This window comes from Streptomyces sp. NBC_00568 (assembly GCF_026341855.1).
In the GTDB taxonomy this organism is placed as follows: Bacteria; Actinomycetota; Actinomycetes; order Streptomycetales; family Streptomycetaceae; genus Streptomyces.
The window spans coordinates 3,279,374-3,301,116 of record NZ_JAPENW010000001.1 but is presented as its reverse complement, the minus strand read 5'-3'; the positions used below and the strand labels follow the sequence as shown (position 1 = coordinate 3,301,116).

The 21,743-nt window shown below is 69.2% G+C and carries 18 protein-coding genes and 3 tRNA genes; 12 read left to right on the top strand and 9 right to left on the bottom strand.

Features of this window, described 5'->3' with window-relative positions; genetic code table 11:
- The first annotated feature begins 52 nt into the window (after positions 1-52).
- The 3 genes from hrpA to OOK38_RS14385 all read left to right on the top strand — a co-directional run bounded on the left by hrpA (position 53) and on the right by OOK38_RS14385 (position 4,721).
- Positions 53-4,030, top strand: coding sequence for an ATP-dependent RNA helicase HrpA (gene hrpA / locus OOK38_RS14395; RefSeq protein ID WP_266760314.1), 3,978 nt, complete (start codon positions 53-55; stop codon positions 4,028-4,030).
- Between the two features lie 95 nt (positions 4,031-4,125).
- Positions 4,126-4,200: transfer RNA gene (locus OOK38_RS14390), tRNA-Asp, on the top strand.
- Positions 4,201-4,529: 329 nt separating this feature from the next.
- On the top strand, positions 4,530-4,721 hold the full coding sequence (locus OOK38_RS14385) for a DUF6274 family protein (protein ID WP_266760315.1): 192 nt from the start codon (positions 4,530-4,532) through the stop codon (positions 4,719-4,721).
- 467 nt (positions 4,722-5,188) lie between these two features.
- On the opposite strand, the gene bldC is transcribed toward OOK38_RS14385, so the two are convergent.
- Positions 5,189-5,395 carry a developmental transcriptional regulator BldC gene (gene bldC / locus OOK38_RS14380; RefSeq protein ID WP_003949541.1) on the bottom strand — a complete coding sequence of 69 codons (207 nt, stop codon included), beginning with the start codon at positions 5,393-5,395 and terminating at the stop codon, positions 5,189-5,191.
- A 612-nt stretch (positions 5,396-6,007) separates the two neighbouring features.
- On the bottom strand, positions 6,008-6,856 hold the full coding sequence (locus tag OOK38_RS14375) for a hypothetical protein (RefSeq protein ID WP_266760317.1): 849 nt from the start codon (positions 6,854-6,856) through the stop codon (positions 6,008-6,010).
- 222 nt (positions 6,857-7,078) lie between these two features.
- Between OOK38_RS14375 and OOK38_RS14370 the strand changes: the two genes are divergently transcribed.
- Both OOK38_RS14370 and OOK38_RS14365 read left to right on the top strand, forming a co-directional pair.
- Complete coding sequence (locus tag OOK38_RS14370; RefSeq protein WP_266760318.1) at positions 7,079-8,173, top strand: Glu/Leu/Phe/Val dehydrogenase dimerization domain-containing protein; 1,095 nt, start codon at positions 7,079-7,081, stop codon at positions 8,171-8,173.
- Between the two features lie 301 nt (positions 8,174-8,474).
- Positions 8,475-8,729: a DUF3073 domain-containing protein gene (locus OOK38_RS14365; RefSeq protein WP_037615441.1), complete on the top strand. Its 255-nt coding sequence runs from the start codon at positions 8,475-8,477 to the stop codon at positions 8,727-8,729.
- A 160-nt stretch (positions 8,730-8,889) separates the two neighbouring features.
- On the opposite strand, the gene purM is transcribed toward OOK38_RS14365, so the two are convergent.
- From purM to purS, 7 genes are all read right to left on the bottom strand, one after another.
- Positions 8,890-9,963, bottom strand: a complete 1,074-nt coding sequence (gene purM, locus OOK38_RS14360; RefSeq protein ID WP_266760319.1) for a phosphoribosylformylglycinamidine cyclo-ligase — start codon at positions 9,961-9,963, stop codon at positions 8,890-8,892.
- 42 nt (positions 9,964-10,005) lie between these two features.
- On the bottom strand, positions 10,006-11,532 hold the full coding sequence (purF, locus tag OOK38_RS14355) for an amidophosphoribosyltransferase (RefSeq protein WP_266760320.1): 1,527 nt from the start codon (positions 11,530-11,532) through the stop codon (positions 10,006-10,008).
- Between the two features lie 61 nt (positions 11,533-11,593).
- Entirely contained in the window at positions 11,594-12,385 is a 792-nt protein-coding gene (locus OOK38_RS14350; RefSeq protein ID WP_266760322.1) for an META domain-containing protein, read from the bottom strand.
- Between the two features lie 106 nt (positions 12,386-12,491).
- Positions 12,492-13,289 carry a maleylpyruvate isomerase family mycothiol-dependent enzyme gene (locus OOK38_RS14345; RefSeq protein ID WP_266760324.1) on the bottom strand — a complete coding sequence of 266 codons (798 nt, stop codon included), beginning with the start codon at positions 13,287-13,289 and terminating at the stop codon, positions 12,492-12,494.
- A gap of 167 nt (positions 13,290-13,456) precedes the next feature.
- Positions 13,457-15,733 (bottom strand): phosphoribosylformylglycinamidine synthase subunit PurL, encoded by a 2,277-nt coding sequence (purL, locus tag OOK38_RS14340; protein WP_266760326.1) that lies wholly within the window; start codon positions 15,731-15,733, stop codon positions 13,457-13,459.
- Positions 15,730-16,410 carry a phosphoribosylformylglycinamidine synthase subunit PurQ gene (purQ, locus tag OOK38_RS14335; RefSeq protein ID WP_266760327.1) on the bottom strand — a complete coding sequence of 227 codons (681 nt, stop codon included), beginning with the start codon at positions 16,408-16,410 and terminating at the stop codon, positions 15,730-15,732. Before purQ ends, purL begins: the two co-directional genes overlap by 4 nt.
- The gene (gene purS / locus OOK38_RS14330; protein ID WP_005482678.1) at positions 16,407-16,670 is read right to left on the bottom strand and encodes a phosphoribosylformylglycinamidine synthase subunit PurS; all 264 of its coding nucleotides are present in this window, start codon (positions 16,668-16,670) and stop codon (positions 16,407-16,409) included. The genes purQ and purS overlap by 4 nt, the downstream gene beginning before the upstream one ends.
- A gap of 361 nt (positions 16,671-17,031) precedes the next feature.
- On the opposite strand from purS, the gene OOK38_RS14325 reads away from it, so the two are divergent.
- From OOK38_RS14325 to OOK38_RS14295, 7 genes are all read left to right on the top strand, one after another.
- A complete protein-coding gene (locus tag OOK38_RS14325; protein WP_266760328.1) occupies positions 17,032-17,349 on the top strand; it encodes an Lsr2 family protein in 318 nt (105 codons plus the stop codon).
- Between the two features lie 139 nt (positions 17,350-17,488).
- Positions 17,489-17,560 (top strand) — tRNA-Gly (locus OOK38_RS14320).
- Positions 17,561-17,639: 79 nt separating this feature from the next.
- Positions 17,640-17,715: transfer RNA gene (locus OOK38_RS14315), tRNA-Gly, on the top strand.
- Positions 17,716-17,943: 228 nt separating this feature from the next.
- Positions 17,944-18,975: an ABC transporter ATP-binding protein gene (locus OOK38_RS14310; protein ID WP_266760330.1), complete on the top strand. Its 1,032-nt coding sequence runs from the start codon at positions 17,944-17,946 to the stop codon at positions 18,973-18,975.
- A complete protein-coding gene (locus tag OOK38_RS14305; RefSeq protein ID WP_266760332.1) occupies positions 18,972-19,775 on the top strand; it encodes an ABC transporter permease in 804 nt (267 codons plus the stop codon). The genes OOK38_RS14310 and OOK38_RS14305 overlap by 4 nt, the downstream gene beginning before the upstream one ends.
- A gap of 20 nt (positions 19,776-19,795) precedes the next feature.
- Positions 19,796-21,094, top strand: coding sequence for a sensor histidine kinase (locus OOK38_RS14300; protein ID WP_266765755.1), 1,299 nt, complete (start codon positions 19,796-19,798; stop codon positions 21,092-21,094).
- Positions 21,091-21,735 carry a response regulator transcription factor gene (locus tag OOK38_RS14295; protein ID WP_266760333.1) on the top strand — a complete coding sequence of 215 codons (645 nt, stop codon included), beginning with the start codon at positions 21,091-21,093 and terminating at the stop codon, positions 21,733-21,735. The genes OOK38_RS14300 and OOK38_RS14295 overlap by 4 nt, the downstream gene beginning before the upstream one ends.
- Positions 21,736-21,743: the final 8 nt, after the last annotated feature.

The window sequence follows — 21,743 nt, the reverse complement described above, 5'->3', positions numbered from 1 at the left end:
CGCGCAAAAGCGTTCGCCAGTCATTTCGCCGAGGTGAGATCCTGGACCGCGTATGTCTACGCAACCCGCCCCCGCCCTCGGCGATCTCGCCGCCCGCCTGGCCCAGCTGTCCCTGCGCGACGCGCACCGGCTGGGGCGCAGGCTCGAAGGCGCGCGCAAGATCCGCAAGCCCGAGGCCCGCTCCGCCGTGTTCGCCGAGATCGAGGCGGAGGCCACCAAGGGCGAGGTCCGCATGGCCGAGCGCCGCGCCCGTGTGCCCGCCATCACGTATCCCGAGCAGCTGCCGGTCAGCCAGAAGAAGGACGTGATCGCAGACGCCATCCGTGATCACCAGGTCGTGATCGTCGCCGGTGAGACCGGGTCCGGCAAGACCACGCAGATCCCGAAGATCTGCATGGAGCTGGGCCGGGGCGTCCGCGGCATGATCGGGCACACGCAGCCCCGTCGTATCGCCGCCCGTACGGTCGCCGAGCGGGTGGCCGACGAGCTGGACACGCCGCTCGGCGAGGCCGTCGGCTGGAAGGTCCGCTTCACCGATCAGGTGAATCCGGACGCCACCTTCGTCAAGCTCATGACGGACGGCATCCTGCTGGCCGAGATCCAGACGGACCGCGAGCTGCGCGCGTACGACACGATCATCATCGACGAGGCCCACGAGCGGTCCCTCAACATCGACTTCCTGCTCGGCTACCTCGCCCAGCTGCTGCCCAAGCGGCCCGATCTCAAGGTCGTGATCACCTCCGCGACCATCGACCCGGAGCGCTTCTCCCGGCATTTCGGCGAGGCCCCGATCGTCGAGGTCAGCGGGCGGACGTATCCCGTGGAGGTGCGCTACCGGCCGCTCCTCGAGGAGGACTCCGAGGACGCGGACCGCGACCAGATCACCGCGATCTGCGACGCCGTCGAGGAACTCCAGTCCGAGGGCAAGGGCGACATCCTCGTCTTCCTGTCAGGCGAGCGGGAGATCCGCGACACGGCCGACGCGCTGACGAAGAAGAACTATCGGTTCACCGAGGTACTGCCCCTGTACGCCCGGCTCTCGCACGCCGAGCAGCACCGCGTCTTCCAGGCGCACACCGGGCGCAGGATCGTTCTGGCGACCAACGTCGCCGAGACCTCCCTGACCGTTCCGGGCATCAAGTACGTCATCGACCCGGGCACGGCGCGCATCTCCCGGTACAGCCACCGCACGAAGGTGCAGCGGCTGCCCATCGAGCCGGTCTCGCAGGCCAGCGCCAATCAGCGCAAGGGCCGCTGCGGCCGTACGTCCGACGGCATCTGCATCCGGCTGTACTCCGAGGACGACTTCCTCGCCCGCCCGGAGTTCACCGACGCCGAGATCCTCCGGACGAACCTCGCCTCCGTCATCCTCCAGATGACCGCGGCCGGCCTCGGCGACATCGAGAGGTTCCCGTTCATCGACCCGCCGGACCACCGCAACATCCGCGACGGCGTCCAGCTCCTCCAGGAGCTGAACGCGCTGGACCCGACGGAGAAGGACGTCCGCAAGCGGCTCACGCCGACCGGCCGCAAGCTCGCCCAGCTGCCCGTCGACCCCCGGCTCGCCCGGATGGTCCTGGAGGCCGAGAAGAACGGCTGTGCGCGCGAGGTCATGGTGATCGCGGCGGCGCTCTCCATCCAGGACCCGCGCGAGCGGCCGTCCGAGAAGCAGGCGCAGGCCGACCAGCAGCACGCCCGCTTCAAGGACGAGACGTCCGACTTCCTCGCCTTCCTCAACCTGTGGCGCTACATCCGCGAGCAGCAGAAGGAGCGCGGCTCGTCCGCGTTCCGCCGGATGTGCAAGCAGGAGTACCTGAACTTCCTGCGCATCCGCGAATGGCAGGACATCTACAGCCAGCTGCGGACCGTCGCCAAGCAGATGGGCATCCCCCTCAACGAGGAGGACGCGCCCGAGCAGAGCGTCCATGTGTCGCTGCTCGCCGGTCTGCTCTCGCACGTCGGCATGAAGGACGTGAAGGAGACCGGCGGGGAGAGCGGCAGGAGCACGGGGAAGAACGAGTACCTGGGCGCGCGCAGCGCCAAGTTCGCGATCTTCCCGGGCTCGGCGCTCTTCAAGAAGCCCCCGCGTTTCGTGATGTCCGCCGAGCTGGTCGAGACCTCGCGGCTCTGGGCGCGCGTCAACGCCAGGATCGAGCCGGAGTGGGTCGAACCTTTGGCCGGCCATCTCCTCAAGCGGACGTACAGCGAACCGCACTGGGAGAAGGACCAGGCCGCCGTGATGGCGTACGAGAAGGTCACGCTGTACGGCGTACCGATCGTCGCGCAGCGGAAGGTCAACTACGGGCGGATCGACCCGGAGGCCAGCCGCGAGCTGTTCATCCGCAACGCGCTCGTCGAGGGCGACTGGCGTACGCACCACAAGTTCTTCGCCGACAACCGCAAGCTCCTCACCGAGGTCGAGGAGCTGGAGCACCGCGCCCGCCGCCGGGACATCCTGGTCGACGACGAGACCCTGTACGACTTCTACGACCAGCGGGTGCCCGAACACGTCGTGTCCGGGGCGCACTTCGACTCCTGGTGGAAGCACAAGCGCCACGAGGAGCCCGAACTCCTCGACTTCGAGCGCTCGATGCTCATCAACGACCGGGCCGGGGCGGTCTCGAAGGACGACTACCCCGACTCCTGGCTCCAGGGACGGCTGAAGTTCCGGGTGACCTACCAGTTCGAGCCGGGTGCGGACGCGGACGGCGTGACCGTCCACATCCCGCTCCAGGTCCTGAACCAGGTCACGGACGAGGGCTTCGACTGGCAGATCCCGGGGCTGCGGGAGGAAGTGGTGACGGAGCTGATCCGTTCCCTCCCGAAGCCGATCCGGCGGAACTACGTTCCCGCCCCCAACTTCGCCCAGAAGTTCCTGGAGCGGGCCGTACCGCTCCAGGAACCGCTGACGCTGACCATGGCGCGCGAGCTCAAGCGCATGGTCGGAGTCCCGCTGACCGCCGACGACTTCGACTGGTCACGGCTCCCCGACCATCTGAAGATCACTTTCCGGATCGTCGACGAGCGGCGCCGCAACCTCGCCGAGGACAAGGACCTGGAGGCCCTCCAGCTCCGGCTGAAGCCGAAGGCGCGCCAGGCGATCTCGCAGGCCGCCGCGGCGACGGCCGAGCGCGAGGGCGGCGAGTCCCTGGAACGCACGGGGCTGACGGAGTGGACGATCGGCTCGCTCAGCCGCCTCTTCGAGACACGCCGGGCGGGCCAGCCCGTGAAGGCGTACCCGGCACTGGTCGACGACGGACCGGCGGCGAACACCGTCTCCGTACGGCTCTTCGACACCGAGGCCGAGCAGGCCGAGGCCATGTGGAAGGGCACCCGCCGGCTGATCCTGCGGAACATCCCGGTGAACCCGGGCAAGTTCGCCTCGGACAAGCTCACCAACGCCCAGAAGCTCGCCCTGTCCGCGAACCCGCACGGTTCGGTCCAGGCGCTCTTCGACGACTGCGCCATGGCCGCGGCGGACAAGCTCATCGCGGACTTCGGCGGCCCGGCGTGGGACGAGGAGTCCTACCGGAAGCTGTACGACAAGGTGCGTGCCGAGATCGTCGACACGACCGTGCGCACGGTCGGGCAGGTGCAGCAGGTGCTCGCCGCCTGGCAGGCCTGTGAGCGCCGTCTGAAGGCGGTCAAGAGCCCGACCCTGCTCGCGAACCTCACGGACGTACGGAGGCAGCTGGACGCCCTGGTGAAGCCCGGTTTCGTCACGGCGACCGGACTGCGGCGCCTGCCGGACCTGATGCGCTATCTGGTCGCCGCGGACCGCCGCCTCCAGCAGATGCCGACCGGCGTCCAGCGGGACACCAGCCGCATGGAGAAGGTCCACGAGATGCAGGACGAGTACGCCTGGCTCCTGGAGCAGCTGCCGCAGGGCCGACCGGTGCCCTCGTCCGTCCTGGACATCCGCTGGATGATCGAGGAGCTCCGGGTCAGCTATTTCGCCCACGCGCTGGGCACGGCGTACCCCGTCTCCGACAAGCGGATCGTGAAGGCGATCGACGCCGCCGTCCCGTAACGGCGTCCGTACGAGCGGTGAGTTCGACCCTGGGCCCGCCCTCCTGTACAGTCTCATTTCGCAGCACAGCGCAAGAACAAGTCGCTGCGAAACCAGGTCCTGTGGAGCAGTTTGGAGTGCTCGCCACCCTGTCAAGGTGGAGGCCGCGGGTTCAAATCCCGTCAGGACCGCGTGAAGAAAGGCCCGGAGCTTCGGCTCCGGGCCTTTTCGCATGCCTGCCCCCGGACCGCCGCGTGCGCCCTCACCCGTGTGCGCCCTCGCCGCCCTGTGTGCTTCCCCCCGTCGCGTACGACCTCGCCGCCGTGTGTGTTCCCCCGTCGCGTACGACCTCACCGCCGCGCGCTCCGTCCCGGCCTTCGCGTGCGCGCACCGGCCGTTGTGCGGCCGTCAGCGCCTCCGGAGGCGCTCCGGGGGCGCGTTCCCGTCCCTTGACGGCGTCACATTCCGCAGGTACCCCGGAAACCAGGGCTCTCGCCCTGCCGGCCCTCTGGAGGTGCGTATGACGGTGTCCGCTCGGCACGAGACCCGGGCTCTGCTCCGAGCCCATCTGGCGGCCGCCTCCGGGTACCGCCACCTGACGCGGCACTGTCCGATCTGCCATCAGCTCCTGCGGCTGGCCATGGAACCCTCCCCGCACGACGAACAGGACCCCGAGAGCGCCCCGGAGGACGAGAGCCCCTCCACGGCGTGACCGAGGGACGCGGGCACGCGCTCCACCCGGTGCGCGCGCTGCGGCGATCCGAGGGCGCGAACCCCCAACTCCCCTAGCGCAGAAGGTTCGCGTGCGACAAGGACTGTGGCATGTGACGGGAGTCACCGCATATGTTTTCAGAAGTGCGGAACTTACCCCTCTCCTACAACCAGTCAATTTAATATGTGCAATTGCACCGCTCATCGAGGGCATCCACAGCCGATCCGACACCCGCCCCCAGACTCCGACAAGGCCGCTCACAGGCCGGTCGACTAGGCATGGAGACCGCACAAAAAAGATCGCGCTGGACCCGGCGGAGTCCAGCGCGATCTACGACGCACCCTGTTCATGTGGCAAAAAAGCTTGGGCGTGAGCTCTGTTGGGGCAGAACCCGCGTCGCTTGGAGCTGTGGTGTGGACGCCTCGACGGGTTGGGGGATCCGTCAACTTGTCCGGTTATGCGATGGTTCAGGCTTCGCTGCGCTGCTGCGGGATACCCGCGAGCAGTGCGCGGACCTCAGCCTCGCGGTAACGGCGATGCCCGCCGAGCGTGCGGATGGACGTAAGCTTGCCGGCCTTCGCCCACCGTGTGACCGTCTTGGGGTCGACGCGGAACATCGTGGCGACCTCAGCCGGGGTCAGCAGCGGCTCGGCATCAGGGGTGCGAGCGGTCATGAGCGGCCTCCTCGGGAGAACCGAACCTTCTCGGTTCTTTCCTCTAAATTCTGCACCTTGACCCGCGTTGCCCGAAATGGCGGACGCGAGTCGAGTCGGTTATAGGACGAACGGCTTGTCCTCGGCACTACAACTACACCATCCGTCCAGCCGCGTCGGCCAAACCGATGGAATTGCCCTCCCAGGTGTTCATCAGCGACGGAAGCCGATGGACCATGCCATAGCGGACAGTCACGCCGCTGTGACGATCAGTCACAGGGCGATCAGGAGTCATCAGACCCCCCATAGCGTGCAATGCTGAGATTCCACCCATACATGGGCGGAGAGAGCCCTCCCCCGGACTCCTTGTCCTATTTTGGCACGAGGAGGGGCAAGCGATGCAAGAGCCAGGTAAGTGCCATCCATCACGCTTGACACCCGTTGACGCATAAGCCCGGATCGGGACCTACGTCCTGGACGTGAGGGTTCTTCAGCGTGTGAGGACCATACGCGAGTTCGACCCGGAACCAGTGAGAAGCAGATCACACTGGACATTGGGCCCAGGAGCCCCGTCCGCCCCACGCGAACCAAACCGGAAGAGCCCGCCCCGGCCCGCCCGCCGGCGGCCCCGCCTCAGTTCGACGAACGCCGGTCCCTGACCGACCGCCAGCGCTCCACCAGACGCCCGTACGCCTCGCCCGCCGTCGCCCCGTCCCCGGTGCGCAGCGCCTCGATGCCCTCGGCGACATCCGCGGCGGAGTGGTCGCCCTCGAGGTGCCCCGCCGGCAGTGCGTGCACGAGCCCGCCGTAGTCCAGCTCGACCAGCGAGCGCGGATGGAACTCCTCGAGCCAGCGCCCCACGTCCACCAGACCCTCGATGAGCGGACCCTCGTCCAGCGCGTCCCTGAGTGTCCTCAGCGCCCGCGCCGTGCGCCGCCGCGCCTGCACCATCGGTGTCCGGTAGCGCAGCAGCGGGGCGGACCCATCGGGGCCCGTCCCCTTCTCGTACTCCCGCTCCTCGTCGGTGACGAGCACGAACCAGTTCAGCGGCACCTGCCAGGTCGAGGTGCGGATCCACGGGCGGGCGTCCGGGTTGCGGGCCAGCCAGCGCTCGTAGTCCAGCGCGGCCTGCCGGCGGACCAGCGGCGGCAGGACCGCATCGAGGACGGACGCCGGGAGCTCCTCGCCCAGCTCGTCCAGGGCCTGCCAGCCGCGCAGCCGGGTGCGCCAGGGGCAGACGCACACCACCCCGTCGATCTCGGCCACGAACGCGTCGCCGCTCTCGTGCACCGGTACGGGGACCGGCGGGGTGGGCAGCAAGTCCGCCAGCGAGCGACGCAGTTCGTCCTGGTAGGAGGGGCGCTCGGTGCGCCGGGCGTAGCGCGTCCAGTGGGCGCGCTCGGACTCCGGGAACGCGGCCAGTGGCTCGTACACGCGCAGATACGACGCGTACGGGACGATCACCGCGGACACCTTGGGCACGCCTGCTCCCTCCCCCGTCGACCACCGGGAAAACCAGCGAGAACCGCTCATAACCTGAAGAGAAATCTATGCAAATCGAACCATGGCTGTACCCCGTCCATGGGTGATCCTGAACACTGCGCCGAAGGCGGATCGGCGCAGGCTCTAGTCTCATTCCCACGGAGCCCGCCATCCGCACGGGCCCCGCACCCAACCGCCGCTTTTTAACTGGGAGTCACCACAGTGACCGACGTAACCGGCGCGCCTGCTGATGTACTGCACACCCTGTTCCATTCGGACCAGGGGGGTCATGAGCAAGTCGTGCTCTGCCAGGACCGCGCCAGCGGCCTCAAGGCCGTCATCGCCATCCACTCCACCGCTCTGGGCCCGGCCCTCGGCGGCACGCGCTTCTATCCGTACGCGAGTGAGCAGGAGGCCGTCGCCGACGCCCTCAACCTCGCGCGCGGGATGTCGTACAAGAACGCCATGGCCGGACTCGACCACGGCGGCGGCAAGGCCGTCATCATCGGCGACCCCGAGCAGATCAAGTCCGAGGAGCTGCTCCTCGCGTACGGCCGGTTCGTCGCCTCGCTCGGCGGCCGGTACGTCACCGCGTGCGACGTCGGCACGTACGTCGCCGACATGGACGTCGTGGCGCGCGAGTGCCGCTGGACGACCGGCCGCTCCCCGGAGAACGGCGGCGCGGGCGACTCGTCGGTCCTGACCGCCTTCGGTGTCTTCCAGGGCATGCGGGCCTCCGCCCAGCACCTGTGGGGCGACCCGACGCTGCGCGGCCGCAAGGTCGGCGTCGCCGGCGTCGGCAAGGTGGGCCACCACCTGGTCGATCACCTGCGCGAGGACGGCGCCGAGGTCGTGATCACGGACGTACGGGCCGACTCGGTGCGGCGGATTCTGGACCGGCACCCGTCCGGCGTGACCGCCGTCGCGGACACCGAGGCACTCATCCGCACCGAGGGCCTCGACATCTACGCGCCGTGCGCGCTGGGCGGAGCGCTCAACGACGACTCCGTGCCGGTGCTCACCGCCAGGATCGTGTGCGGTGCCGCCAACAACCAGCTGGCGCACCCGGGCGTGGAGAAGGACCTCGCGGACCGCGGCATCCTGTACGCCCCCGACTACGTGGTGAACGCGGGCGGTGTCATCCAGGTCGCCGACGAGCTGCACGGCTTCGACTTCGACCGGTGCAAGGCCAAGGCGTCGAAGATCTTCGACACCACGCTGGCCATATTCGCACGTGCGAAGCAGGACGGGATTCCGCCGGCCGCGGCGGCCGACCGGATCGCCGAGCAGCGGATGGCGGAGGCACGGCGTCACTGACGCCTTCCGAGGCCATACCTGCTTGTCAGGGACCCGCCGACGGCCCGTTGGGAGAGAACTCTCACGTCTGTCGGCGGGTCGTACGCCAAGAAGAGGTTAAAATCGCGGTTGACCAGCGAGGACAGGGCACCTCGCGGGTTCTGGGTGAAGGCGCGTGCTGCGGGCGACGTACCGTATGGGCGCGGGCTCAGGTACCGTGGAAGCCCTACGGACCGGTCTCTCCACGGAGAGTCCGTTCCAGATCATGAACGCGTGTCAAGACTCTGGGGCCGTCGAGCCCCGTATCCGAGGGGGTCGAGCCATGGGGCGCGGCCGGGCAAAGGCCAAGCAGACGAAGGTCGCCCGCCAGCTGAAGTACAGCAGCGGCGGGACTGACCTCTCGCGTCTGGCCAATGAGCTGGGCGCTTCGACTTCGAGCCAGCCGCCGAATGGCGAGCCGTTCGAGGACGACGACGAGGAAGACGACCCGTACGCACAGTACGCGGATCTCTACAACGACGACGACGAGGACGAAGACGACCAGTCCGGTCCCCAGTCGCAACGTCGTGGCGCTTGACGCAACAGCGTCCCTCGCAGTTTCCGCGACCTCTTCTTCGTAGCGGATCTCCTGCCGTGGGTTTCTGGTAGATCTCGCCTGGCGTATTTCTCGTAGCGACTGCACCTCACCCGGTCCGGGGTTTCACCACCGGACCGGGTTTCGTGCTGCCTCGGGGGCTTCAGCCCGCGTAGTCGCCGATGAGCGCCGCGCCCGTCGCGTGGTCGCCGCGCTCGGTGATCTCACCGGCGATCCAGGCGTCCACTCCGCGGTCCGCGAGGGTGGCGAGGGCGACCTCGGCCGACTCCTCGGGGACGATCGCCATCATGCCGACGCCCATGTTCAGCGTCTTCTCCAGCTCCAGGCGCTCGACGCCGCCCGTCCTGCCGACGAGGTCGAACACCGGTGCCGGGGTCCAGGTCTCGCGGTCGACCACGGCGTGCAGGCCGTCCGGGATGACACGGGCCAGGTTGGCCGCGAGACCGCCGCCGGTGATGTGGCTGAACGCGTGCACCGCGGTGGTCTTCGTCAGCGTCAGGCAGTCCAGCGAGTAGATCTTGGTCGGCTCCAGGAGCTCTTCGCCGAGCGTGCGGCCGAACTCCTCGATGTGCCGTTCCAGGCTCAGGTTCGCCCGGTCGAAGAGGACGTGCCGGACGAGCGAGTACCCGTTCGAGTGAAGACCGGAGGCCGCCATGGCGATCACCGCGTCACCCTTACGGATGCGATCCGGGCCGAGCAGCTCGTCGGCCTCGACCACGCCCGTACCGGCGCCCGCGACGTCGAAGTCGTCCGGACCCAGCAGACCGGGGTGCTCGGCCGTCTCGCCGCCCACCAGGGCGCAGCCCGCGAGGACACAGCCCTCGGCGATGCCCTTCACGATGGCCGCCACACGCTCCGGGTGGACCTTGCCCACGCAGATGTAGTCGGTCATGAAGAGCGGCTCGGCCCCGCACACCACGATGTCGTCCATGACCATCGCGACGAGGTCGTGGCCGATCGTGTCGTACACGCCCAGCTGGCGGGCGATGTCCACCTTGGTGCCCACACCGTCCGTGGCGGAGGCAAGCAGCGGACGCTCGAAACGCTTGAGGGCGGAGGCGTCGAAGAGGCCGGCGAAGCCGCCGAGGCCACCGAGGACCTCGGGGCGCTGCGTCTTCTTCACCCACTCCTTCATCAGCTCTACGGCGCGGTCGCCCGCCTCGATGTCGACTCCGGCAGCCGCGTAGGACGCACCGGAAGCACTGGTCTCAGACATTGCCTGGGATCTTTCGGGTTGGTGAAACGGGGCTCTGCGGCGCTACGGGCGACGGATGGCGTCAGCCGCGGCCGTGGCTGCGGGACCCGCGGCCAGCTCGGTCTCCAGGAGCTGCTTGCCGAGCAGTTCGGGGTCCGGAAGGTCCATCGGGTACTCGCCGTCGAAGCAGGCGCGGCACAGGTTCGGCTTGTCGATCGTGGTGGCCTCGATCATCCCGTCGATGGAGATGTACGAGAGGGAGTCGGCGCCGAGCGAGGTGCCGATCTCCTCGATGGTCATGCCGTTCGCGATCAGCTCGGCGCGGGTCGCGAAGTCGATGCCGAAGAAGCAGGGCCACTTCACGGGCGGCGAGGAGATCCGGATGTGGACCTCGGCGGCACCCGCCTCACGAAGCATCCGGACCAGGGCGCGCTGGGTGTTGCCGCGCACGATCGAGTCGTCGACGACGACCAGGCGCTTGCCCTTGATGACTTCCTTGAGCGGATTCAGCTTCAGACGGATACCGAGCTGGCGGATCGTCTGCGAGGGCTGGATGAAGGTCCGGCCGACATAAGCGTTCTTGACCAGGCCGGCACCGAAGGGGATGCCGGAGGCTTCCGCGTAACCGATCGCGGCGGGCGTCCCGGACTCCGGGGTCGCTATCACCAGGTCGGCCTCCACAGGGGCTTCCTTGGCGAGTTTGCGGCCCATCTCGACGCGCGAGAGGTACACGTTCCGACCGGCGATGTCCGTGTCGGGGCGGGCCAGATAGACGTACTCGAAGATGCAGCCCTTGGGCTTCGCTTCCGCGAATCGCGAGCTCCGCAGACCGTTCTCGTCGATGGCGACGAACTCGCCCGGCTCGATCTCGCGCACATAGCTGGCGCCGCAGATGTCGAGGGCGGCGGACTCGGAGGCCACCACCCAGCCGCGCTCCAGGCGGCCGAGGACCAGCGGGCGGATGCCCTGCGGGTCACGGGCGGCGTAGAGGGTGTGCTCGTTCATGAAGACGAGGCTGAAGGCGCCCATGACCTGCGGGAGGACCTTTGTGGAGGCCTCTTCGATGGTCAGCGGCTTGCCGTCATCGTCGACCTGGGCCGCGAGGAGCGCGGTGAGCAGGTCGGTGTCGTTGGTGGCCGCCACACGAGTGGTGCGGCCTTCCTGCTTAGGCAGCTCGGCGACCATCTCGGCGAGCTGCGCCGTATTGACGAGGTTGCCGTTGTGACCGAGCGCGATGGAACCGTGCGCGGTGGCACGGAACGTCGGCTGGGCGTTCTCCCACACGGAGGCACCGGTGGTCGAGTAGCGGGCGTGACCGACCGCGATATGACCCTGGAGCGAACCGAGCGAGGTCTCGTCGAAGACCTGGGACACGAGGCCCATGTCCTTGAAGACGAGGATCTGGGAGCCGTTGCTGACCGCGATTCCCGCGGATTCCTGACCCCGATGCTGGAGGGCGTAGAGCCCGAAGTAAGTGAGCTTGGCGACCTCTTCGCCCGGAGCCCAGACACCGAAGACGCCACAAGCGTCCTGGGGGCCTTTCTCACCGGGGAGCAGATCATGATTGAGTCGACCGTCACCACGTGGCACGGCACCGAGTGTAGGCGAGATCGACCACTGGTCCGAATTGGGGATTCGGCGCCCCAATGGATCACTCGTCGGCCACCGCACTGACGACAGTGCCGTTTTCGCTGGTCAGCGTGATGCCACGATGATCCAACTCGTAGGTGACCTTGCCGTCGAAGGCCTTCAGCAGCGACTTCTCGGTCCTCATGAGTGAGCCTTGGCACATCATGCGGGTGGTCCTGACCGGGCCGAGGGTGATATGTCCGTCGCTCACGGTGGCCTGGGCGGACGCGTGGTTGCAGCCGAGCCGGCCGTCGAAGGTGCCGTTCTCGCCGAGGACGAAGTACGCCTCGGTGCCCTTCGGGAGCGACTGGGCCACGTTCTTGTCACCGAGTGCCGTGACCGTCCACTTCGTCCCCCGCAGGGGCACGTCCGGCTCCTTGGTGAGGCCGACCCGGTCGCCGCTGTCGGCGGTGAGCGTCAGCCGGTCGCCGTCGGCCTTCGTCGTGAACGCGCTCGCGTCCGCGAACGTGCGGCTCAGGCTCCGCTCGAAGCTCATCGGGCCCTTCTCGCAGCCCATGTCGGTCGTCCGGATCTCGCCGAACTCGACACGGTCACCCTTGAGGGTGGCCTTCGAACCGAACCCGTTGCAGCCGAGGTTGCCGCTGACGCGACCGTCCTCCCCGATCTTCAGATACGCGCCGGACGGTGCCCGCGCGGTCCTTCCGTCCACGGTGAGGCTGTCGACCGTCCAGTGGACCCCGGTCACCGGTGCCGGTTCGGTCCGGGCGGAGCCGCTCCCCGCCGTCTGACTGCCGCACGCCACGGCAAGGGGAAGCAGGGTCAGGACACTGAGGGTCGTTCGCTGCTTGTCCATGCCGATGTGACGGGAGGGGTGGGGGTGTCGGTTCCCTTCGGGCCCGGACTCTCCGCCGCGCCCGCCCTCGGCCGCCCGGGTGGGCTCGGGGAGCCTGCCCGGGGGTTCAGCCCATCAGGGGGAGCAGTCCGCCCAGGTCGGCGCGCTCTCCGCTCGCACTGACCTTCGCGTCGTCCAGCGCCGCCTTCCACCCCGTACGTCCCGTCGCGAGCCGGATCCAGGTCAGCGGGTCCGTCTCGACGACGTTCGGCGGGGTGCCACGGGTGTGCCGGGGCCCTTCCACGCACTGCACGACGGCGTACGGCGGGACCCTGACCTCCGTCGACGCGCCGGGCGCCTTCACGGCGATCGCGTCGGCGAGCAGGCGGGTGCAGGCGGCGAGGGCCTGGCGGTCGTACGGGATGTCGGGGCCCGGCACCGCGCGGTTCAGGTCGTCGGTGTGGACGACGAGTTCGACGGTCCGGGTGACCAGGTAGTCGGCGAGGGTCATGACACCGGTGCGCGTGGCGAGGAGCCGTCCGTCCGGGGCCGTGGCCAGGCGCTCGGTGATCCGCTGCCCGGTCCGGGCGTACAGGGCGTCGAGGTCCGGGTTCCGCTCCGCGAGGTCACGGCTGTCGTCGGCGATGTCCCCGGCCCGCGCGGCGGTGGCGAACGGCCAGTCGAGCAGCGCGAGTTCCCTGGTGGCGGGCTCCGGCCGGTCGAGGTTCCGGCTCACGGTCTCGACGGCCATGGTGACGTGTGCGGCCAGCTCCCGCACGGTCCACGCGCCGAGGTGCGTGGGGAGCGCCAACTGCTCCTCGCTCAGGGCGCGGACACCTTCCCGTACGTTCCCGAACTGCGCGAGGACCGCGGCGCGGATCTTGGCGGAGTCGTACGTACGGGCGCGCTTCTTGGCCGGGGGCATGATCCTCACCCTAGAACCGGGGAACGGCCGGGCGTCGGCATTTTCGTCTCCGGGCCTCCTGGCCTGCCGCTCGGAGCGGGGTTCGGACCGTCGGGACAGGCGAAAGCGCCGGGACAGGCGAAGGCCCCGCCCGGAACCCGGACGGGGCCTTCGTGCACACCAACGGGTTACGCCAGCAGCGCCGGGATCGTCCCCTCGTGGGCCGTGCGCAGCTCGGCCAGGGAGAGCACGAACTCGCCCTGGACGTCGACCACCGCGGTCGCGTCGGACTCGGTGCCGTCGACGACACCGATACGGGTGACGGGCAGACCCCGGGCACCGCACATGTCGTTGAAGCGGAGCTCCTCCGAGCGCGGGACGGCGACGACCGCGCGGCCCGCCGACTCCGAGAAGAGGAAGGTGAACGCGTCGAGGCCGTCGGGCACGATCAGCCGTGCGCCCTTGCCGCCCTGCAGCGCCGACTCGACCACGGCCTGGATCAGACCGCCGTCGGACAGGTCGTGCGCGGAGTCGATCATGCCGTCGCGGGAGGCCGAGATCAGGATCTCGCCGAGCAGCCGCTCACGCTCCAGGTCGACCTTCGGCGGCAGACCGCCGAGGTGGTCGTGGACGACCTGCGACCAGGCCGAGCCGCCGAACTCCTCGCGGGTGTCGCCGAGCAGGTAGAGCAGCTGGCCCTCTTCCTGGAAGGCGACCGGGGTGCGGCGGGCGACGTCGTCGATCACGCCCAGCACGGCCACGACCGGAGTCGGGTGGATGGCGACCTCGCCGGTCTGGTTGTACAGCGAGACGTTGCCGCCGGTCACCGGGGTGCCCAGCTGCTGACAGGCGTCGGCCAGTCCACGGATCGCCTCGGCGAACTGCCACATGACGGCCGGGTCCTCGGGCGAGCCGAAGTTCAGGCAGTCGGACACGGCGAGCGGCTTGGCGCCGGTGGTGGCGACGTTCCGGTACGCCTCGGCGAGGGCCAGCTGCGCGCCCGTGTACGGGTCGAGCTTGGCGTAGCGGCCGTTGCCGTCGGTCGCGATGGCGACGCCGAGCCCGGTCTCCTCGTCGATGCGGATCATGCCCGAGTCCTCGGGCTGCGCCAGCACCGTGTTGCCCTGCACGAAGTGGTCGTACTGGGAGGTGATCCAGGACTTGGAGGCCTGGTTCGGGGAGGACACCAGCTTCAGGACCTGGTCCTTCAGCTCCTCGCTCGTCTCCGGGCGGGGCAGCTTGTTCGCGTCGTCGGCCTGGAGGGCGTCCTGCCAGGACGGGCGGGCGTAGGGGCGCTCGTAGACCGGACCGTCGTGCGCGACCGTGCGCGGGTCGACGTCGACGATCTTGCCGCCGTGCCAGAAGATCTCCAGGCGGTCGCCGTCGGTGACCTCACCGATGACGGTGGCGATGACGTCCCACTTGTCGCAGATCTCCAGGAAGCGGTCGACCTTCGCCGGCTCGACGACCGCGCACATGCGTTCCTGCGACTCGCTCATGAGGATCTCCTCGGGCGAGAGCGTGGAGTCGCGCAGCGGTACGTCGTCCAGGGTGACGCGCATGCCGCCGGAGCCGTTGGACGCCAGCTCGCTGGTGGCGCAGGACAGACCGGCCGCGCCGAGGTCCTGGATGCCGACGACCAGCTTCTCGGCGAAGGCCTCCAGGGTGCACTCGATGAGGAGCTTCTCCTGGAAGGGGTCGCCGACCTGGACGGCGGGACGCTTCGACGGCTTGGCGTCGTCGAAGGTCTCCGAGGCGAGGATCGACGCGCCGCCGATGCCGTCGCCGCCCGTGCGGGCCCCGTACAGGATGACCTTGTTGCCGGTGCCGGACGCCTTCGCGAGGTGGATGTCCTCGTGCCGCATGACGCCGATGGCACCGGCGTTGACCAGCGGGTTGCCCTGGTAGCAGGCGTCGAAGACGACCTCGCCGCCGATGTTCGGCAGGCCCAGGCAGTTGCCGTAGCCGCCGATGCCCGCGACGACGCCCGGCAGAACGCGCTTGGTGTCGGGGTGGTCGGCCGCGCCGAAGCGCAGCGGGTCGACGACCGCGACCGGACGGGCGCCCATCGCGATGATGTCGCGCACGATGCCGCCGACGCCGGTGGCCGCGCCCTGGTAGGGCTCGACGTACGACGGGTGGTTGTGCGACTCGACCTTGAAGGTCACCGCGTAGCCCTGGCCGACGTCGACGACACCGGCGTTCTCGCCGATGCCGACGAGCAGCGCGTCGGACTGCGGGGCCTTCTCGCCGAACTGGCGAAGGTGGACCTTCGAGGACTTGTAGGAGCAGTGCTCGGACCACATGACGGAGTACATGGCGAGCTCGGCGCCGGTGGGCCGGCGGCCGAGGATCTCGACGACGCGCTCGTACTCGTCCTTCTTCAGGCCCAGTTCGGCCCAGGGCAGCTCGACGTCGGGGGTCGCGGCCGCGTTCTCGACCGTGTCCAGAGGCGTGCGGCTCATGCGTTGACCAGCTTCTTGAGGATCGAGGTGAAGAAGGGGAGGCCGTCGGTGCGGCCGGAGCCGACGAGCGGCTCGACGGCGTGCTCCGGGTGCGGCATCAGACCGACGACGTTGCCCGCCTCGTTCGTGATGCCGGCGATGTCGCGCAGCGAGCCGTTCGGGTTGACGTCCACGTAACGGAACGCGACCCGGCCTTCGGCCTCCAGCATGTCGAGCGTGTGCTCGTCGGCGACGTACCGGCCGTCCATGTTCTTCAGCGGGATGTAGATCTCCTGGCCGGCCGTGTAGTCGGCGGTCCAGGCGGTCCCCGCGTTCTCCACCCGCAGCTTCTGGTCGCGGCAGATGAAGTGGAGGTGGTTGTTGCCGAGCATCGCTCCGGGGAGGAGGTGGGCCTCGGTGAGGACCTGGAAGCCGTTGCAGATGCCGAGAACCGGCATTCCGGACTTCGCCTGCTCGATGACGGTCTCCATCACCGGCGAGAAGCGCGAGATGGCGCCGGCCCGCAGATAGTCGCCGTACGAGAAACCGCCGGGCAGCACCACGGCGTCGACCTGCTTGAGGTCCTTGTCCTTGTGCCAGAGAGCGACGGGTTCGGCACCGGCCAGCTTGATCGCGCGCTGCGTGTCGCGGTCGTCGAGGCTGCCCGGAAAGGTGACGACTCCAATACGAGCGGTCACTTTCCGGCCTCCGCGACTTCCTCGACCTTGACGGTGAAGTCCTCGATCACGGTGTTGGCGAGGAAGGATTCCGCCAGTTCATGGATGCGGGCGAGCGCGGCGTCGTCCACCGGTCCGTCCACTTCCAGTTCGAATCGCTTTCCCTGACGGACGTCGGAGACACCTTCGAAACCGAGGCGCGGCAGTGCACGCTGCACCGCCTGGCCCTGGGGGTCGAGGATCTCCGGCTTGAGCATGACGTCGACTACGACGCGTGCCACTGGCACTCCCGGTGTGTGGTGCTGAGCAGGTCCCTTCAGACTACCCGCACAAAATTTCTACTCGCGTAGATTCGTAGAATCCTACGTGACCCCGATCACGATCCCGCATCGGCGCGGGGGCACGCACGGAAAATCCTGGGAAAAACCGCAGAAGAACGGCAGGACCCCATTGCCTTCGGACACGCGGAGGGATTTAGTCGGGCTTCACAATGCAATGCCGGGCACTGTACAAAGGAATTGGCAATAGCCGATACTTTGCTCAATAACAGCCGGACAGTCGACATCTCCCCGACAACTCCGTGACGTCCGTGCACGTCATGCCCGTTGATCGCAGAGGTGTCGCACGAAGGGACCGATATTCGTGGCGCAGCGTGTCGTGGTCACTCTCTTTGACGACATCGACGGCTCGGAAGCGGCGGAGACGATCGCCTTCGGACTCGACGGCAAGTCGTACGAGATCGACCTCAATCCAGCCAATGCCAAGAAACTGCGTAAGGCGCTCGAGCCCTACCTCGAGGCCGGCCGCAAGCAGTCGAAGTCCGGGAAGGCGTACACGCACACCGCGCTGACGCCCGACCCGGCCGCGGTCCGCGCCTGGGCCCGCTCCAACAAGATGGACGTGCCGCCGCGCGGCCGGATCCCCAAGAAGGTCTACGAGGCGTTCGCCGAGGCGCACTGAGCCGGCACCCCCTCGCGGGGTGCCCACCGACCCCTCCACCGGACCCCGGAAGAACCGACTTGCGCTGACCCCCCGCAGATCAGCTAGAGTCTGGAACACGCCGAGGGGCCAGGCCGAAAAGCCGGAACCCCAGGGTCGTGCGGGTGTAGTTCAGTAGCAGAACATCCCCCTTCCAGGGGGAAGGCGCAGTGTGCAATTCCTGTCACCCGCTCTGCATCCCTTACCTACCGCTCTTGTGGATCAGGTAGGGTGGTGCTCGCGCCGATCGGTGAAAGCCGGTCGGAGGCAATGCGGACGTAGCTCAGTTGGTAGAGCGCAACCTTGCCAAGGTTGAGGTCGCGAGTTCGAGCCTCGTCGTCCGCTCCAGTAAGCAAAGGCCCCGGTCAGTCGACCGGGGTCTTTCTCGTGTTCACGTGGACCGGGATCTTCGTCCGGGCGCGGATGTCCGCCCGCTATCCACGTCCTCCCGCGTACCGCCGCCCGCTCCTCCCGCGTATCGCCGTCCGCTCGCGCAGGGTGCCGTCTGACATTTGTCATGCGGAGTGATGACACCGCGCACTGCTGCCGGAACCCGTCCGCCGGGACGCTGATTTCATGAACACGAACGAGCACGATGACGTGATTGAGGTCACTGATCTGCGGCGCGTGTACGGGGGCGACGGAAGCGATTTCGAGGCGGTGCGCGGAGTCACCTTCTCCGTGGGCCGCGGTGAGCTCTTCGCTCTCCTCGGTACCAACGGCGCGGGAAAGACATCCACCGTCGAGCTGATCGAGGGTCTCGCTCCCCCGGCCGGCGGACGCGTACGGGTCCTCGGGCAGGATCCCTACACGGACCGGGCGGCCGTACGGCCCCGCATCGGCGTGATGCTCCAGGAAGGCGGCTTCCCCTCCGAGCTGACGGTCGCGGAGACCATCCGCATGTGGGCGGCGTGCACCAGCGGAGCCCGGCCCACCGGAGAGGCGCTGGAGCTGGTCGGCCTCGCGCACCGGTCCGACGTACGCGTGAAGCAGTTGTCCGGGGGTGAGAAGCGGCGCCTGGACCTGGCGCTCGCGCTGCTCGGCCGCCCCGAGGTCCTCTTCCTCGACGAGCCGACGACCGGGCTCGACGCGGAAGGCCGCCGGAGCACCTGGGAGTTGGTGCGCGAGCTGCGCGACGGCGGGACCACGGTCCTGCTGACCACCCACTATCTGGAAGAGGCTGAGGAACTCGCCGACCGGCTGGCGATCCTCCACGAAGGACACGTCGCGGCCATCGGCACCCCGGCCGAGGTCACCGCCTCCCAGCCGTCGCGCATCTCCTTCGAACTGCCCGACGGCTACCTCCCCGGCGATCTTCCCCCGCTGCCCGGACTCGGGGTGAGCGGCCATGAGACGGCGGGCCGTGTGATCAAGCTGCGCACGAACGAGCTGCAACGGACGGCGACCGCCCTGCTGGTGTGGGCCGAGCGGGCGCGGGTCGAGCTGCGGGGGCTCGATGTGCGCCCGGCCTCCCTGGAGGAGGCGTTCCTGCGGATCGCGCGCGACGCGGCCGCGCGGGGCGCGGAGCGGACAGCGACGGCGGGGCCACCCGGCGCGAGGACGACGGGGCCGATCGCGGGCGCCCGGAACAGGGGGACAGCGGCATGACGGGAACGGCAGTCACGACCGGGACCGGCACGGCCGGGACCACGACCGCGGGGCGGACGATCGCGCTGGCACGCGCCGAGCTGACGCTGCTCGGCCGCACCAAGGCGACCCTGGCCGCAGCGGTGTTCGTACCGCTGGCCTTGCCGTTCACGCTCCGCTCGACCGTCGACCAGATGAACCTGAAGGGCACCGGACTCACCGTCGGCGCGATCCTGCTCCCCTCCTCCATCGGCTTCGCGCTCCTCTTCGCCGTCTACAGCTCGCTGGTGACCGTGTACGCGGCCCGCCGGGAAGAACTCGTCCTCAAGCGGCTGCGCACCGGTGAACTGCGGGACACGGAGATCCTCGCGGGCGCCGCGCTGCCCTCGGTGGCGATCGGTCTCGCCCAGTGCCTGATCCTGGCCGTCGCCTACCAGGTGACGCTCGGCGTCGGAGCGCCCAGGGCACCCCATCTCGTCCTGCTGGGGCTGCTGTTGGCGCTCGTCACCTGGCCCGCGCTCGCGGCCGTCACCGCCGGCTTCAGCAGGAGCATCGAGGGCGCCCAGGTCGCGGCCACGCCCCTGACCCTGGTGTCGCTGGTCGGCTCGGGGACCTTCATCCCCCTGGAGATGCTGCCCGACGGCATGGCCTCCTTCTGCGAACTGCTGCCCCTCACCCCGGTGATCACCCTGATCCGCGGCGGCTGGACCGGGCACCTCTCCGCCCACAACACCGTGGGTGCCGTCGTCACCGCGGTGGCCTGGACCGTGATCGCGGTGTTTGCTGTACGACGGTGGTTCCGCTGGGAGCCGCGGCGGTGACCACGGACGCGGGGGCGGGCATGACCAGACCGGCGGGCTGGTGGCGGGGCAAGAGCACACCGGCGAAGGTCGAGACGTACACGCGGTGGTCGTTCCACTTCTTCGCCGTGCTCGAGGCCGCCTCGATCGGGCTGCCGATCTTCGGGAACGTGTCGACGGCACGGTCCTGGGCCCTCTTCCTGCTGGTGTGCGGACACTCCGTGCTCTGCGCGGTGACCGCCTCGCGGGCGCTGGACCGGGCACGCGGCACCAGGGAGGAGATCAGGCGGACGCTGCTCGCGCTCGCCGTGGGCACCGCCGTGGTGGCCGTCGTGGGGGTCGTCCTCTCGGGCACCCCCTGGCGCCCCGCGAGCGACGGCGAGTTCCTGGTCGCCTCCTCCCTGTTCGTCGGTGTCACGGCGTTCGGCACGGGCACGTTCGCGCTCGGGACACGCGACAGACGCCGGATGGCGTACGCCGTGCTCGGCGCGTCCGCGGGTGCCGGCACGCTCTCCCTGCCCCTCGGCTTCGCGGGCCCCGCCGCACTGATCACCGCCGTCCTGGTCCTGCTCACCGCCGGATTCCTCACCTTCACCGCCGCCTTCTCCGTCTGGCTGCTCAACGCCGTCTACGAACTCGACGAGGCCCGCGAGACCCGCGCCCGGCTCGCCGTCGCCGAGGAGCGGCTGCGCTTCGGCCGCGATCTGCACGACGTGATGGGCCGCAACCTCGCGGTGATCGCCCTCAAGAGCGAGCTCGCCGTGCAGCTGGCCAGGCGGGGGCGCTCCGAGGCCGTGGACCAGATGACCGAGGTGCAGCGGATCGCGCGGGAGTCCCAGCGGGAGGTGCGTGAGGTCGTACGGGGATACCGCGATGCCGACCTGACCACCGAACTGGCCGGAGCGCAGGGCGTGCTGACCGCGGCGGGCATCGACTGCGTCATCACCGGCACGGCCGCGGACCTGCCCGCACAGGTGCAGTCGGCGCTCGGCTGGGTCGTCCGGGAGGCGACCACGAATGTGCTGCGGCACGGGGACGCCAGAAGCTGCGCGCTGGCCCTGCGGGTGACGGAGGAGCGGGTGACACTCACCGTCGAGAACGACGGGGCGCCGGACGGGACGGAGCCGGGCCCCGGCCCGGACGGGGGCTCCGGACCGGGGAGAGGCTCCGGACTCGTGGGACTGCGGGAGCGACTGGGGGAGGTGGACGGAGTGCTGCGGGCCGGCGCGAGCGGTGGGGTGTTCCGGCTGACGGCGGACGTACCGCTGTCGCCCGCCCCCGACGGAGAACCGCCGTCCCTCCCGTCCGTTCCGCACCAGGTGAGGGAGGCCACCCCATGACGGCCGTGTCCCCGGGCGCTTCGACGCCCGTACCGCCCGTGCGGCTGCTGCTCGCCGACGACGAGCATCTGATCCGGGGAGCCCTGGCCGCGCTGCTCGGGCTGGAGGACGACCTGGTCGTGGTGGCCGAGGCGGCGACCGGGCCGGAGGCTCTGGCGATGGCGCGGGCACATGTGCCCGATGTCGCCGTCCTGGATCTTCAGATGCCGGGGGCGGACGGTGTGAGCGTGGCCACATCTCTGCGGGCCGAACTGCCGGACTGCCAAGTACTGATCGTGACGAGTCACGGACGGCCCGGGCATCTGAAGCGGGCGCTTGCGGCGGGAGTACGGGGGTTCGTCCCCAAGACGGTCAGTGCGCAGCGGCTTGCGGAGATCATCCGTACAGTGCACGCGGGAAACCGTTATGTGGACCCGGAGTTGGCCGCCGACGCGATCTCCGCCGGGGACTCGCCGCTGACCGCGCGCGAGGCCGAGGTGCTCGAATTGGCCGCCGACGGGGCGCCCGTGGCGGAGATCGCGGAGCGGGCCGCTCTCTCGCAGGGGACCGTGCGGAACTATCTGTCGTCGGCCGCCTCCAAGCTGGGGGCGGAGAACCGGCACGCGGCGGTGCGTCTCGCACGGGAGCGAGGTTGGGTATAGTGGCTGTC